Source organism: Paenibacillus sp. J22R98, assembly GCF_059383835.1.
This window is the reverse complement of the sequence record NZ_JBXENW010000005.1, coordinates 64,315-79,647: the sequence shown is the minus strand read 5'-3', so window position 1 is coordinate 79,647 and position 15,333 is coordinate 64,315. Positions and strand designations below refer to the sequence as shown.

At 47.1% G+C, this 15,333-nt stretch carries 14 protein-coding genes; 10 read left to right on the top strand and 4 right to left on the bottom strand.

The window, feature by feature from the left end; genetic code table 11:
• The first annotated feature begins 1 nt into the window (after position 1).
• The 6 genes from AC50Y3_RS15885 (at position 2) to AC50Y3_RS15860 (ending at position 5,827) form a co-directional block, all read left to right on the top strand.
• Entirely contained in the window at positions 2-874 is an 873-nt protein-coding gene (locus AC50Y3_RS15885; RefSeq protein ID WP_494819701.1) for an ABC transporter permease, read from the top strand.
• Between the two features lie 58 nt (positions 875-932).
• A complete protein-coding gene (locus AC50Y3_RS15880) occupies positions 933-1,916 on the top strand; it encodes an ABC transporter substrate-binding protein (protein ID WP_494819700.1) in 984 nt (327 codons plus the stop codon).
• A gap of 78 nt (positions 1,917-1,994) precedes the next feature.
• Positions 1,995-3,590, top strand: coding sequence for a gamma-glutamyltransferase (ggt, locus tag AC50Y3_RS15875; protein ID WP_494820030.1), 1,596 nt, complete (start codon positions 1,995-1,997; stop codon positions 3,588-3,590).
• Positions 3,591-3,608: 18 nt separating this feature from the next.
• A complete protein-coding gene (locus AC50Y3_RS15870; RefSeq protein WP_494819699.1) occupies positions 3,609-4,160 on the top strand; it encodes a chromate transporter in 552 nt (183 codons plus the stop codon).
• Positions 4,161-4,190: 30 nt separating this feature from the next.
• Positions 4,191-5,420, top strand: coding sequence for an amidohydrolase family protein (locus tag AC50Y3_RS15865; protein WP_494819698.1), 1,230 nt, complete (start codon positions 4,191-4,193; stop codon positions 5,418-5,420).
• Positions 5,421-5,449: 29 nt separating this feature from the next.
• The gene (locus tag AC50Y3_RS15860; RefSeq protein ID WP_494819697.1) at positions 5,450-5,827 is read left to right on the top strand and encodes a nucleoside deaminase; all 378 of its coding nucleotides are present in this window, start codon (positions 5,450-5,452) and stop codon (positions 5,825-5,827) included.
• Positions 5,828-6,091: 264 nt separating this feature from the next.
• Here AC50Y3_RS15860 and AC50Y3_RS15855 read toward each other — a convergent pair whose 3' ends face one another.
• Positions 6,092-6,571 (bottom strand): carboxymuconolactone decarboxylase family protein, encoded by a 480-nt coding sequence (locus tag AC50Y3_RS15855; RefSeq protein ID WP_494819696.1) that lies wholly within the window; start codon positions 6,569-6,571, stop codon positions 6,092-6,094.
• A 269-nt stretch (positions 6,572-6,840) separates the two neighbouring features.
• Here AC50Y3_RS15855 and sigJ point away from each other — a divergent pair, with 269 nt between their 5' ends.
• The gene (gene sigJ / locus AC50Y3_RS15850) at positions 6,841-7,695 is read left to right on the top strand and encodes an RNA polymerase sigma factor SigJ (protein ID WP_494819695.1); all 855 of its coding nucleotides are present in this window, start codon (positions 6,841-6,843) and stop codon (positions 7,693-7,695) included.
• A gap of 45 nt (positions 7,696-7,740) precedes the next feature.
• Here the strand turns inward: sigJ and AC50Y3_RS15845 are convergent, their stop codons facing one another.
• The 3 genes from AC50Y3_RS15845 to AC50Y3_RS15835 are packed head-to-tail and all read right to left on the bottom strand — an operon-like array spanning position 7,741 to position 11,463.
• Positions 7,741-8,829 carry a GerAB/ArcD/ProY family transporter gene (locus AC50Y3_RS15845; RefSeq protein WP_494819694.1) on the bottom strand — a complete coding sequence of 363 codons (1,089 nt, stop codon included), beginning with the start codon at positions 8,827-8,829 and terminating at the stop codon, positions 7,741-7,743.
• Between the two features lie 25 nt (positions 8,830-8,854).
• On the bottom strand, positions 8,855-10,018 hold the full coding sequence (locus tag AC50Y3_RS15840; protein ID WP_494819693.1) for a Ger(x)C family spore germination protein: 1,164 nt from the start codon (positions 10,016-10,018) through the stop codon (positions 8,855-8,857).
• Complete coding sequence (locus AC50Y3_RS15835; protein WP_494819692.1) at positions 10,018-11,463, bottom strand: spore germination protein; 1,446 nt, start codon at positions 11,461-11,463, stop codon at positions 10,018-10,020. The genes AC50Y3_RS15840 and AC50Y3_RS15835 overlap by 1 nt, the downstream gene beginning before the upstream one ends.
• A 229-nt stretch (positions 11,464-11,692) precedes the next feature.
• Here AC50Y3_RS15835 and AC50Y3_RS15830 point away from each other — a divergent pair, with 229 nt between their 5' ends.
• From AC50Y3_RS15830 to AC50Y3_RS15820, 3 genes are all read left to right on the top strand, one after another.
• Positions 11,693-13,342, top strand: coding sequence for a PAS domain-containing sensor histidine kinase (locus AC50Y3_RS15830; RefSeq protein WP_494819691.1), 1,650 nt, complete (start codon positions 11,693-11,695; stop codon positions 13,340-13,342).
• Between the two features lie 156 nt (positions 13,343-13,498).
• Positions 13,499-13,834: an MmcQ/YjbR family DNA-binding protein gene (locus tag AC50Y3_RS15825; protein ID WP_494819690.1), complete on the top strand. Its 336-nt coding sequence runs from the start codon at positions 13,499-13,501 to the stop codon at positions 13,832-13,834.
• A 25-nt stretch (positions 13,835-13,859) separates the two neighbouring features.
• A complete protein-coding gene (locus AC50Y3_RS15820; protein WP_494819689.1) occupies positions 13,860-15,224 on the top strand; it encodes a hypothetical protein in 1,365 nt (454 codons plus the stop codon).
• Positions 15,225-15,333 lie beyond the last annotated feature (109 nt).

The window sequence follows — 15,333 nt, the reverse complement described above, 5'->3', positions numbered from 1 at the left end:
CATGAATGATATTTTGAACATCGAAGTAAGCGCAAGCGCAGCACCTGCTGCAGAGAAGAAGCAAGCTGCCACTCACAAGCCAAGCAAAGCGAAGCAGCTCATTCCAATTGCTGCTCCACCTCTCATTCTAATGCTGGCCATTCTGATAATGTGGCAGCTCATCACGGTGATCTTTGATCTTCCCAGATACATTCTTCCTTCGCCGACGGCAATTGCGAAAGCAGCCTCGGAGAGAGGGAGTGACCTGCTCCGCTCCGCATGGAATACTTCTTTATCCGCATTCTTCGGTTTTCTTCTGAGCATCGTCATCGGTAATCTAACCGCGCTGCTAATGACGGCATCCAAATGGGTACAGCGAAGCTTGTCTCCATACGCGATTGTCCTGCAGACGATTCCTGTCGTAGCCGTAGCCCCCTTGATCGTTATTTGGTTCGGGACCGGCATGAATTCCATCATCATCATTTCGTTTATCGTAGCGGTATTCCCCATCATCTCGAATAGCAATCTGGGCTTGAATGCGACGGATCACAACCTGGTGAATCTCATGCGCATGTACAACGGAACGGGCTGGAAAATGATGTGGAAGCTTCGTATTCCATATGCGATGCCCTACATATTAGGCGGGATGAAAATTTCCTGCGGACTCGCGGTTATCGGAGCTATAATCGGCGAATTTGTAGCCGGAATCGGCGGTGCCAAAGGAGGGCTGGGCATCGCGATTACATCGGCAGCCGTGCAAATGCAGACACCTTACTTATTTGCTTGCGCCATTACGGCATCCGTGCTCGGCATGATCTTCTTCGCAGCCATCTCGATTTTATCCCATTATGTGCTTAGAAATTGGCATGAATCCGCTTCTCAAACGGAGAACTGACGGGTACCGGTGGTTTCAACGATTCACCAAATATAGAAAATGGATGGGGAGATTGAAGATGAAGATGATGGAGAAAACGAAATGGGTAGCAAGTACGACAATCTTGGCTGCACTACTAACCGCTTGCAGTTCAAATTCGGGGTCTTCTGACGAACCTGTAAAAATCACACAAACGATGAGCTGGTTCGCACAGCCGGAGATGGGCGGACATTATGCCGCGGTAGCCGGCAAAATTTATGAGGATGCCGGACTGGATGTTACGCTACAGCAAGGCGGACCACAAGTGTCGAACGTTCAGCTGCTCGCTTCCGGCAAAGTACAATTTGCGATGGCCAATGCGGATGAAGTCGTGCTTGCCCGCAACGAGGGTATCCCGATCGTGACGATATTCGCCAACCTCCAAACCAATCCGCAAAACCTGATCTTTCACAAAGACTCCGGCATTACGAAAATTGAAGATTTGAACGGACGCAAAGTGTATACGGCTACCGGTTTCCCGTTCTGGCAGTACCTCAGCTACAAATATAAATTGGATAAGGTGCAGGTTCAGAATTACACGGGTTCACTGGCGGGCTTCTCCGCGGATAAGGATTCCGTCACGCAAGGCTTTGCGACCAATGAGCCGTATGTGCTCAAGGGAGAAGGCATCGACGTCGATTGGTTCCTAAATGCGGATTTGGGCTACAACCCGTACGGGAATGTCGTCATCACGACGGAAGATATGATTAAGAATCATCCGGATACCGTAAAAAAATACTTAAAAGCGACGGTTGAAGGATGGGATTATTACTACTCGCATGGCGATGAAGTTAATAAACTGATTAATGAAACAAACAAGGACTATTCACTCGATCATCTGAAGAGCTCGCAAGAAATAACGAAGGATTTTGTTTTTGGCGGTGACGCAGCGACACATGGACTTGGCTACATGTCGGAGGAGCGCTGGCAGACGCTTGTTGATGAGATGAAGGAAGCCGGCATGATCAAGAAGGATATTCCGACAAGTGAGCTCTATACGAATGATTTTCTGCCTGAGAAATAGAAGGAACATGTGCTGAACGGGGATCCACTTGGGGGTCCCTTTATGCCAAACAACGGAGGTACCGCGGTGAAAAACATCATGCCAGTGTCTTATAAGAATATGGTTGCAGCACCGCATTACTTGGCTTCGCAGGTAGGGAATCACATTTTAAACCGCGGCGGCAATGCCATGGATGCATCGGTCGCGGTCAGCGCCGCACTTGGGGTTGTCTATCCTCATATGACGGGAATTGGCGGCGATGCTTTCTTCATGATTCATCAGAAGGGGACGATAGCAGGGTTTAATGGCAGCGGCAGATCAGGACGGCTGGCAAACAGAGATTATTACTTGAACAAGGGATTGCCCGCTATTCCAGGACGGGGAGTCGAGAGCGCGATTACGGTTCCGGGTATGGTCGATGCATGGTGGGAGGTTTGGTCTCGTTATGGCCGGCTGCCCTGGGCAGAATTACTTCAGCCTGCGATCGATTATGCGGAAGGTGGTTTTCCGATATCTCGGGATTTACATCACTGGATGGTAACCGATGAACCGCTTATTCGAGCAAGCGAGTCCATGTCACGAGTGTACCTGAAGGATGGAAAACTGCTTGGGCTGGGAGAACGTTTGGTTCAGCCGGCATTAGCGGCGAGTTTGCAAGCGCTGCAGCTGGAAGGACGAGATGCCTTCTATGGAGGTTCATTGATGAAGGCGATAACCGAGGCGATCGAGCAGGATGGCGGATTACTACGGGAAGAAGATTTTCGCAGTCATCATGGGGAATGGGTCGAACCGCTAACGGTTAATTATCGAGGTTATGATTTATACGAAATGCCGCCTAACTCGCAAGGATTCTCCGCGCTTATGATGATGAACATATTGGAAAATGTGGAGATGGGGAAGATCCCCCGGCAATCGGCGACCTTTTATCATCTGGCTGTGGAAACCATCAAACGGGCGTTTACTGAGCGAGATCGTTATCTTACAGATCCGGCATTCGCAGCGGAAATCCCGATGGAGAAGCTGTTATCCAAAGCATATGCCAAGGAGTTATTCGAACAAATAAGTACAGCTCCAGATACGCCAATTGAGGTCAAACCACACCTGTCGCCCGTATTAGGGCAGGACACGGCTTATGCCGCAATCGTTGATGCTGAAGGTAACGGGGTTTCGTTTATTCAGAGTTTATATTATGATTTCGGATCCTGTTATATGGCGGGAGATACAGGCATTATTTTGCAAAATAGAGGGTCGTATTTCTCGCTTGATGCGAGCCATGTGAACACGCTTGAGCCTATGAAAAGAAGTTTCCACACCTTAATGCCTGCGATGATAAGCAAGGACGGTGCGCTCTACGCGTTGCTGGGTACGCAAGGCGGAGAAGGTCAGCCGCAGACGCAGCTGTCTCTATTGACGGGCTTGCTCGATTATGGGCTTACCATAGAAGAGGCGATTGAACTGCCGCGGTGGGTCTATGGCCGGACATGGGGGACGGATAGCGATGTCCTGCGAATGGAGAATCGTGGTCCGCAATCGGAAGAAGCCGCCCGCGAATTGTCGTCTTGGGGACATCAAGTACAGTTGTTCGACAGTTGGGATCGTATTATGGGGCAAGCGCAGGGCATCGTCATCGATGCGAAAGGACTTCGAAGCGGCGCTGCCGATCCGCGCGGCGACGGGATCGCGATTAGCTCGTAGAAGAAAGGAAGCATTCAAATGAGCCTATTATGGAAATTATTTATCGCGTTCGGCTCAGCGACGATGCTGGGCTATGGCGGAGGGCCTTCGATTATTCCGCTGTATCAAGATCAGGTTGTAAATCGTAACGGTTGGATGGATACGTCGGAGTTCGGCAGCGCGCTTGCGTTCGGGAACGCACTGCCGGGTCCGATCGCAACGAAGCTTGCGGCTTATATTGGGTTTAAAGTCGCCGGTTGGGGCGGCGCTGTTGTAGCTCTGAGCGCGGTAGTTCTGCCAACTGCCTTATTAATGGTCGTGCTCTCCGGAATATTGGTGAAGCTGGAGCATGTTCCGGTCATCAAAGGCATGATCAAAGGCGTCCAGCCTGTTATTTTCACGATGATGGCTCTTCTCGCATATGACTTTGCGAAATATGCATTCCAGCCCGGCACAAGCGCGCTTGGCTTAAGTTTCCTACCGTTTATGATTGCGTGCATGTTCTTTGTTATGGTGCAGTATTTACATTGGAATCCGGTTTGGGGCATCTTGGGCTCGCTTGCGTTAGGGGCATTATTTCTGCGAGGATAGTCGTTTCCGGGGAGAAGGCGGGTGTCTGCTATGCTAGATCTACTATTTCATAACATTGGGATTTCCACCGGCAATGGCCGGTATCATATTGGCGTGAAGGATGGTTTGATTGTCCTCTGCGAGCCTGCCCGTAATGTGTATCCGCCGGCAAAAGAGACTATCGCCGGGGAAGGCAGAATACTGCTGCCAGGTTTGGTTGAAACGCATATTCACCTAGATAAAGCATTTCTAACGGAGAAGTCGCAGGTCGCTGCCGGTGGACTGGCTGAAGCGATTGCTGTAACCAGAGCGCTTAAGAGCAATTACACCTACGAGGATATTTACACCCGGGCATCGCGAGTTCTTGAACGAAGCGCGAAATTCGGCGTGACTTCGATGCGCTGCCAGGTCGAGGTGGATCCGATCATTGGGCTGCAGGCGATGGAGGTAACGCTAGCGCTGAAAGAGAAATGGCGAGATACCATTGATATGCAGCTAGTTGTCTTTCCGCAGGAGGGGATCATGCAGCAGCCCGGAACCGCGGAGTTGATGGAGGAATCCCTTCGAATGGGAGCCGATGTGGTAGGGGGTATCCCCTATAACGATTATTCGGCAAGCGATCATTTGACATTCGTATTCGAGCTTGCAGAGAAATATGGAAAACCCGTGGATTTACATATTGATTTCTCCGACAATCCGAACGAGCTGAACATATTGACGGTAGCGACAGAAACGATCAACCGTGGTTATCAAGGAAGAGTTGCTGCCGGACATGTGACATCGCTTGGCTCCGTAACACGTGATCAAGCACGACAATATGCGGGGCTGCTGGCTGCGGCGGACTTGCAAATCATGTGTCTGCCTGCGACAGACCTCTATCTTGGCGGCAGGCAAGATAGACAAGCCGCGCGCCGCGGGCTGACGCCGGTGAAGCTGCTGCAAGAAGCGGGCGTTAACGTGACAATGGGGACGAACAATATTCGCAATGCTTTTACGCCTTACGGAACAGGCGATCCGCTCGATATCGCCTTATTATTGGCTAATACTGCGCAGTTCGGGACAACGTTTGAACTTGAGAAAATCATGGAGATGGCGACGAGCAATGCTGCGCGGGCACTGGGTTTGACACAATACGGTATCGCTGTGGGAGCGAGAGCAGACCTTGTGATGGTTCAAGCTGAACGTGCTGAGGATGTCATCATCGATCGGCCTCCACGTTTAGGGGTTTGGAAGAATGGGGTGAAGAAAGCAGAGATGTTCGTTGAGGCTAGACGTTTCTAAAGCTGATGAGACGGCAAAGGAGGATGATCATGTACATTGAAGAAGCACTTAAGTTAGCTGTGGAGATAGCCGAAGAGAATTGGCAGTCCGGCCGAGGCGATCGTTACGGAGCAGTACTAATGAGGAATGGCACCATAATCGCGACCGGTACGAACGAGGTCGCCGTGAATTGTGATCCGACCGCGCATGCTGAAATACAAGCCATCCGTGCAGCCTGTCTAACTTTAAACATAACTGAGCTGACGGGTTGCGACATGTATGCGAGTGATGAGCCATGTCCGATGTGTATGAATGCGATCCGGTGGAGCGGGATTAATCGAATCTATTATGCCCGTCCTTCGGCGTCCGGCTTTCAATCCGAGTGGAATGGACGCGCGGTAATCGCTAGTTTACACCTCATAGAATGAGTGTTACCTTAGTCAGGTGGTTAAAATTCCCTGCTAAAGGTGTTGGTAGAATGAATGCTGCTCCGATCAGACGTCATGCTATATCCTGCTCAGCGTACGAACATTATTATGCTCTGGAACAATGAGAAGGTAGATTCTAATGATTTGCTGCGAAAGTTCCAGAACGAATTACTTTAACGAACCTTGATGATTACAATCGCAATAAAAAGCTCCTGAATGGAATCATTCAGGAGCTTTTTCTGTATTGGTTCGGCTAATTAGTTATTAGTTCAAGCCGGCTTTAGTCAAACCAAATGCAGCGTCAGCCGAGCCCGGCACGGTTTGGAAAGCGACGTTGATGCGATTCCAAGCATTGATTGCCATGATGGAGTAAGTCAGGTCAGAAAGTTCTTTTTCCGAGAATTGCTCGCGAACGCGGTCATACACTTCGTTTGATACGCCATGCTCCGGCAGCTTAGTCAGGATTTCAGTCCATGCCAGTGCTGCGCGTTCACGCGGGGAGAACAATGTGGATTCTCTCCAGATCGCCAGGTGGTAGAGACGAAGTTCTCTTTCACCATTGATCTTCGCTTGTTTCGCATGCATGTCCAGGCAGAAGCCGCATCCGTTCATTTGGGAAGCTCTAATATGAATGAGATCGATAATTTGCTCTTCAATTACGCTTTCTTTCTCGGCATTGCTGAAATTCATCAATTGTTTGAAAAACTCCGGAGATTGTTGCATGTAATTTATACGTTGTGCCATAGTTGTCTATTCCTCGCTTTACTGGTTTTGTAAGATTGGTTTGGTATGTCTCAACCGCTCTTCGACCATATAACGAGGCTGCATGAATTTCTGTGACAAGGATAAGAATCGACATGCATATTCAGAAATGAGCAGGAAAAGCTATGTACCAAATGAAATGAACGAACAGAGAAAATCACTTGTCACAATACGCCTCGGTAACTCGTTATATTTAATGGCCTTTTTTTCTAAGGTGTCTGAGGATGAGGATTAAGAATGGAAGTGGTAGGATGCAGGAATTATATGAGCAATATAAGGGACTATTGTTTAAACTCGCATATCAGCTGACCGGTTCCGTTTCCGATGCAGAGGATGTTGTGCAGGACGTATTTATTAAGGCTTATGAAATTCCACCGGAGAAACTGACCCAGCCCAAAGCTTATCTTTGTAAAATGGTCACAAATCGCTGTCGGGATTTACAGAAGTCCGCCCGCAAGAAGCGTGAACAATATTTTGGCGAATGGCTGCCGGAGCCGTTAGTCAGTTCTTATGACGATGGCATGGAAGCAGTTGCACGTGACGAGCTTTTGTCCTACGCCACGATTGTCATGCTTGAACGACTAGCTCCATCGGAGCGAATTGTATTTGTATTACGCGAAGCACTCGGTTTTGAATTTCCTGAAATTGCGGAATTGATTGAGAAGAGCGAAGTGAATTGCCGTAAGCTGCTTAGCCGCGCAAGGGCAAAAATGGGCGTATCCTCAGAAGAGCTTGTTCAACCCGAAGCTGCCAACGAAAAGTGGGTACATGGGTTTATAGCGGCGCTGAAACAAGGGAACTTCAATGAAATCGTATCGATGCTCGATAAGGAAGTTGTTCTTGTCTCGGATGGGGGAGGTAAGGTTTCCGCAGTCCTCAAACCGATTGCATCAAGGACGATTGTCGGTAAGTTTCTCAGTAAGCCTCTACATAAGGCTGCTATAGGCTCGATCGTTGAAGTGGCTCAACTAAATGGGCAGCCAGCGATTATTATGCGTTCGACTGAAGGCATTCACACGGTGGTGATGCTTCATGTCGAAGAGGACGTTATCCGAAATTTATATGTGCTTAGGAACCCCGATAAACTCCAGCATATCGCGATATAGAAACACCAAACAGGACGTATCGATTCCAAATCGGTACGTCCTGCTTTACGTTTGACGGGTTTGTCTTATGCTGCCTATCATCCAGAGTAACAAAGGGATGACAAGGAAGATGGCCGGGTAGAAATAGTAGATCAGAAAATGATTTTTAAGCGTATTTGCAAGCTGAATATTATGCGTGGTATAGATTATGCTTATCAAAAGGATAAAGGTCATAACGCAAGAGATTAACTTCCAGTTCTTGAAGCCCGTCCACTCCGATAAACCATAGCTGAGGATAAACAGACCGGCAGATAACTTAATAAAGGCGCCTAACAGCCAGAGCGGGAGATAGAAAGCATCTATATTTTGAACGAAATTGAGGATGTGGATAAACTTTGTGAGAGAGTATACGGGAACAACTAACTGGGCGGCAAAATAAGGTCCTGTTACAGACAACAGCACGAGCGTAGTTAACACTCCCCATAACAGGGCGATTGCAGTGCCAAACAGAATAGCCCTTGATGCCGTTCGTTTGTTTTCCGCGAAGAAATATAACATAAAGATAATCGATGGATCGACCATATAATTATACGAATGGAGCGTACCTAACAGGATCTGATACCATCCAGAGTCGACATAGATGGGTAATATCCGCTTCATATCCATGTCCTGTGTGTTCAATACAAGCACCGCGAATAAGAAGACCACAAATATCGGGCCAATAGCCTCTGCACACCGACTAATAGCGGTAATTCCGCCTTTGTACACCGCATAAAAAACAAGAAACAGTAAACACAATGAGATTGCGATCATCGGTGTGTTATGGAGCATGACTAAGTTTTGAAATTCCACGGTACCTTCGGCGAGGGTAGATATCTGCATGAACCAGTGTGCAAAATAAACGGTAACCATTAATTTACCCAGCCAGGTACCGAGCAGATATTTAATAAAGGTAACTAACGTTTTATCTTTATGCCAGCTGCATATCCGGAGAATCAGCCAGGTTGCGAACATCATGATCATACTGCCAAGCAGAATGGAGATCCAGCTGTCTTGATGCGATTCCTCTGCGGCCAGCCTGATGGGAAGGTAGGAAACTATGATCATGGAGGAGATACTGATTATCCAGAACAACTGATAGTTGCTAACCTTCATCCTTGATTCCGCCTCCTTTCCGCCGTTATTTGAGCGGCGCCCCAGTCACTCCGGTAGAACGGAGCTGTATGCTCGCTTTGACTTTTACGTCGATGAGCTTGAAATTCTCGTCCCAATTTGCTTTCTGTGTTTTCCACCAATAAGGGTGTTTACGATGCAGGTACTCCCCAATACCGAACACGTCAGGCCCCCATTGCTGGACTTTATCCATCGTAAGCTGCAGTTCTTTCTGAATTTGTTCATTCAGATGTTTCTGGATCGCAATTAAGTTTTCTGACTCTGACATGTCTAGTGACGTCGTGTTTTCAATCAAATAAGCTTGCCCTGTAACGGTAACAACAACATGTGTGGGGTCTTTACCGGCGTGAATTAGCCGATTCTGATGGGTCATCCTAAACGATAGGACACCATCATCTTTCTGCCAAGGAATCGTTATACCTCCGAAATTCCCTTTCCCTAGCATCCAGATTGCTTGAGAGCTTTCTTCTGCGTTTAGAAATCCTTTAATTTTAAGCTTCTTATCCATGACGGCGAAGCCACCGATTGTAGCGATTTGCTTCTTTGCCTTGCTGTTATATTTAACTTCACGAATCTGAAGATAGGGTAAGATTGGACTGGTACCTTCAGATAGACTTTCAATCACGAGCTGCCTCGACGTAAACTCTCTCAGCCCATTGATCTGCATTTCTTTTCCGGCAGCGACGCTGGAATTATACTCCATAGGATGCCGCACCATTAGAAACGCCTTAGCGCTGCTTCCTCGTACGAGAATGACAGTATCCCTTAAATTATTCGCAGGGTCCCTGCCCAGTTTATCGAATAACTTAGTTACATCTTGCTTTCGGCAGAACTCCTCACCTAATACGATTAAGATCCGGTGACTCGACATTAATTTTCGGGATATTTTACTTTGAATCTTCTGACTGGCATCAAATACATCTTTCCCTTTAGCGGATACGACGAGATAACTATCCTCACTGCCCGATTCGCCGCCTTTACCGGTACCGTTTAACTGTGAGGGAATCACGATTTGATTGCTAATCTCAATCTCCCCATTCTCTGCATGATCTACTGCCGTACCTAAGATATAAGCTAGTTGATTGGGTTCGATGAAATCAGTGCAGCCGGAAAGCGGCAGCAGCAGGATAGAGGTGGCGCACAAGAGCAGCGTAAACCGAAAACGGCTCATCACGGTGTTCCTTTCTTATTACGGCCATTTTTCATCCAGAAAGGATAGCGAATGATCAGATCTTTAATTCGTTTGCCATCAAAAGGAGCTACAGGGCTTAAATATGGCGTTCCAAAGGATTCCAGCATGACCAGATGGATCAACAGGAAAATAATGCCGAAAGCGAAACCTACGAAGCCAAGAGCACCGGAAATAAACATCAACATGTACCGAATGATTCGAAAGGGAAGGGTAGTGCTATATCTGGGAATCGTATAAGCAGCGATCCCGGTTAATGAAATGACGATGATAATCGGCGTAGAGATGATGCCGGCTTCTACCGCAGCTTGTCCGATAACCAGTGCCCCGATGATGCTGACTACAGGGCCAAGCTGATTGGGAAGATGTACCCCGGCTTCTTGCAAACCGTCAAAAATGAACATCATGATGAAGACTTCGATAACCGTGGGGAAAGGAGAAGTTTCCCGGGCTGTCGCAATTCCTATCATAAGATTGCTTGGAATCATCTCCGGATGGAAAGTCGAGAGCGAGACATATATAGCAGGTAAAGCAAACGAGATGAAGGTCATGATATATCTAACCAGTCGGTTTAGGATGATAAAGATGAATCGCTCGAAATAGTCATCCGCGGATTGAAGACCTGACCAGAATGAGATTGGAAAGATGAGGGCGAAGGGGGTTCCGTTCGTGAGAAGGGCAACTTTCCCATCCAATAAACTTGCGGTTACGATATCCGGACGTTCCGTATTTTGAATTTGTGGGAAGAGGGAGAAGGAATTATTCTCGATCCACTCTTCGATATAAGCAGAATCGATGACGCCATTAATCTCGATCTTCGCAAGTTTTTCTCTTACTTCTGCTAATACCTTCTCGGACGCCAGTCCTCGCACATATGTGAGTACGACTTCGGTTTGGGTGTATTTCCCAATTGTGAACGATTCCATCTTTAGTTGAGGGTGAATAATCCTGCGCCTAATTAACGAAGTATTTGTACGGATATTCTCAACAAAGCCTTCCTTGGAACCGCGAAGCGTTGACTCCTTCAGCGGCTCTTGAATCCCTCGCATCTCAAATTCTTGCACCTGAGCAAGCAGTGCGGATGCTTCGCCATCTACCATGATGGCCAGGCTGCCGTGCAAAATATGTTGAACGAGATCCTCCATGGATTCATCTGTATTAATTTTCGCGAGAGGAAGCCATTCCCGTTTGAACATATCCGCCAGTGTATGAATCCGTCCAATGCCTTGCGGCAAACCGCTGAAGATAAGTGGCTTCAGCACATTATTTTCGATGCTTTGCACATTAGCCATACCATCCAAATAAGCGAGTAAAAGCAAGGAATCATCTTGCATTGTAAATTGACGAAAAACAATATCCGAGCATAGCTCGAACTGTTCTCTGAGGTAAGCTTCATTCGCTTCGACGCTGCTGCTAATGGTAACCATGGATGATCCCCCGGTGGATAAAGTACACTCGGTGAATATTATGAGCAAAGCAATGTGCAGCTATGCAGATTCTGGTAAACTGGCCCGTTTACACGATTTGGAATGAATGTTACTTTAAATGAATGGATTTGGAAAAAAAGTTCTGTAAATTTTTAAAGATTTAAATGATATAATCAACAAGCGATAGAATTGTGCTTTTATACTTTACATAGCTAAGGATGAATAGGGTATGAATAAGCGGTCAAAGTTGGAAAAATCAGAATCGGCTGTTAAGATTTCATTCGTCTATGTGCTTCTCGGCAGTCTCTGGATCATCCTATCCGATAAATTAATAGATTCATTGCATTTGTCAGATGCGATTACGGTGAATGCATCAAAGGGTCTGTTTTACGTGTTAAGTACAGCTGTGATCCTTTACTTCTGGGTGAAAAGGCTGAAGAAGGCGTTAACGGAAAGCGAAGAACGTTACCGTGCCATCGTAGAACTTTCCCCTGAACCTGTAGCTGTTCACCGTGACGGGAAGATCGTGTTTATTAACCCTGCCGGAGCCAGAATCGTTGGTGCATCGTCTCCGGAAGAAGTAATCGGTCTGCCCATCATTAGCATGATACATCCGGATTTCATTGAACATGTTCAAGAGCGTATTCGACAGGTGATGGTGGAGGGGAAGTCAACGGAACCCGTCGAGCAGAAAATCGTTCGTCTTGATGGGCAAGTCATTGATGTAGAGGTAAGGTCAGTGCCCATCAAGTACCTGGGTAAGTCGGCTGTACAGCTCCTGTGCAAGGATATAACGGAGCGCAAACGGGCCGAACGTATGCTGGAAGAGAAAGAACAGGCTTATCGATCGCTTGTTGATCACAATCCGGATGCGATTTTCACAGTAGATGTTAAGGGCTGTTTGTCGAGTGCAAATCCGGCCACCATCAAAATAACGGGATTTAAGCTTGAAGAGCTTCTTTACCAGCCTTTCGGGAAGCTCATTATGGAAGAAGATCGTGAGAAGACATGCGATTTATTTAAGGAAGCGTTGGACGGTGAATCCAACAGCGTTGAAATTGCTATCCGTCATAAGTCCGGGCTTCCGATCGATTTGAATTTGAAGATGGTTCCGATTGTGATCCACGATAAGATCCAAGGTGTTTATGGCATTGCCAAAGACATCACCAATCGTAAGCGGACAGAAGAATTATTGATTAAATCCGAGAAGCTCTCCGTAGTAGGTCAGCTCGCAGCCGGGGTTGCACATGAAATCCGCAATCCGTTAACTTCGCTTCGCGGCTTCGTTCAATTGTTTCAAGCGAAAGAGGACATGAATCAAGCCTATTTGAAAATCATGTTATCGGAATTAGACCGCATCAATGATATCGTCAGTGAGTTCCTTGTGATTGCCAAACCTCAAGCGGTGTGCTTCGAAGTAAGAGATGTGCGGCAAATTTATTATGAAGTGATTTCGCTGCTCGAAACACAAGCCATTCTCAGTAATGTACAAATTCATGCTGACATTGCAGATGACATTCCCATGATTAACTGCCAGCAAAATCAATTAAAACAAGTCTTTATCAATATTCTTAAAAATGCGATTGAGTCGATGACAAGCGGGGGAAACATCCTTATTGAGATGAAAGTCGTCGATCATCAAATTATGGTTCGCTTCATCGACAACGGATGCGGCATCTCGGAAGAGAGAATGCTGATGTTAGGAGAGCCCTTCTACACGACCAAGGAGAAGGGGACAGGCCTCGGACTCATGGTATGTCATAAAATTATTGAAGCACATGGAGGCACCCTCCATATCGAAAGCCAGATTGATATAGGCACAACGGTTAAACTGATTCTGCCTATTGAAGAGAGCGGTATTCTGCTGCAAGAAGCGTAGAAGATGGTGAGAGATAAGGGAGATCCGAGGAAGTTCGCGGGTCTTTTTTTGTTGTTATCAAGAGGGGAAACGAGCAATTTGGCGAAATTAGACAACAATGTACTGCGGAGCGGAAGGTGTTCCGCAAATACGCAGGCGAAATAGGAGGAAACCACAATGATAACCATTGATCAAATACGAAGTTATGCGCAGTCCTTGCCGGAAACCGAAGAGGTGGACCATTGGGGCAAGCCGTCTTTTCGCGTGAAAAATAAGATTTACGCAGTCATACAGCCAGACGGTGTATCGCTCCTTGTGAAACTAACGGCAGACGATCGAATAGCCTATACGACGATGGATCCAGATGTTTACCGTGTACCGCCGAAATACCCGACTATGAATTATGTCATCATTCAGCTCGAACTCGTGGACCCGAAGGAATTGAAGAGTTTGATCTTCAAGGCGTGGAGCCTGGTTGCTCCGAAACGTGTCGTAAAATCATTTGTTACTTAGGTAATGAGTTCGGGAGGGATTAGGGATGGCTAACGTTCATATCATGATTTGGTTTGATACGGAGGACTACATCACCCAAGAGTCCGAAGAGGCATTATTAGCAGTCGTGCACATGTTAAACAAGCGAAACACAAAGGGAATATTCAAGATCGTTGGGGAGAAAGCCCGTAAACTGGAGCGAAATAATCGGGTGGATATAATCGAGCAGCTCGCTCAACATGAAATCGGCTATCACACGGATTATCATAGCGTTCATCCTACGGTAAGCGAGTATTTGGAGAGTTTCGGTTTTGCTGATGGCGCTATGGAATATAATCTGCATGAGGGAGCGGGACTTCAGGATGTAATGCGAATAACGGGGCAACCGAGTAAGTGTTATGGCCAAGCCGGTTATTCATGGGCACCACAAACGTTCCCCGTCCTTCGACACTGGGGAATTCCGGTCTATCTGGATGTACATGATCAAATTACACTTGATCACAGACCGTTCTGGTACGGCGGTATGCTCAATTTGACCGATATGAAGGGCATAATGCGAATGGATTTGAAGGAGGACGGTCTCGAGGAAGGGATGGCCATATTCGACCGGTTGCATCACGAACTCTCTCATGGAGACGAGGATGGATTCATCAGCATCTATTACCATCCTTGTGAATTTGCATGTACGGGCTTCTGGGACGGTGTGAATTTCAATGAAGGTCACAATACACCGCGTGATCAGTGGCGACCGGCACCGCTTAGACCGACAGGAGAGATGGAGCGCTATATCGAGATGCTGGGCAAATTCATTGATTATACACGCACGAAATCTAATGTGAGCTATATCACTTCGACGGAAGCATACGAAATGGAGAAGTCCAATCCGAATCCCATGCAAACTTCGGATATCCGCGCCATGGCTGCCGAAGTTTCGAATGAATTAACCTATACCGTATATCGTGATTACTCGTTGTCCGCATCAGAATTGCATGCTGTTTTTTGCAACTATCTGCTTGGACAAGACGCCATTCCCGAACTCATCTACGGCCCCGAAAATGAGGTCCAAAGCGATCCAACCGATGCTGTACGCGTTGCGGACATCAAGCAGGCGATCGCCGGTCAATATCCCAAATTATTTGCTTATAAGCAGCTGCCTGATTATTTCATCGTCGCCGGGTACCGCGTTAATCCCGTTGACCTAACGTGCACGATGGCTAGCATTATCGCGAATGGGTATCAGGATGAGGATCGCATTGCAATCGTATCCGGCGTGTTGAAATCGAAAGAGCATGCCAAAACAGAGGTCAATTGGGGTACTCATTGGAGTCCGTTTCCTCCGGATCTGAAGGTACCTAATTTGATTCGCGTATCTCAGCTTCAGACTTGGACACTGAAACCGGCATTATTCTAACAAAATCAGGCCATTGTAATGTATGGGTGGCTAGGTGAAATTAGATTTACAATACCTTAACAATGAATTCGGTTAACTTGCTGTAACCTTTTCCAATTCATGCTCGTCT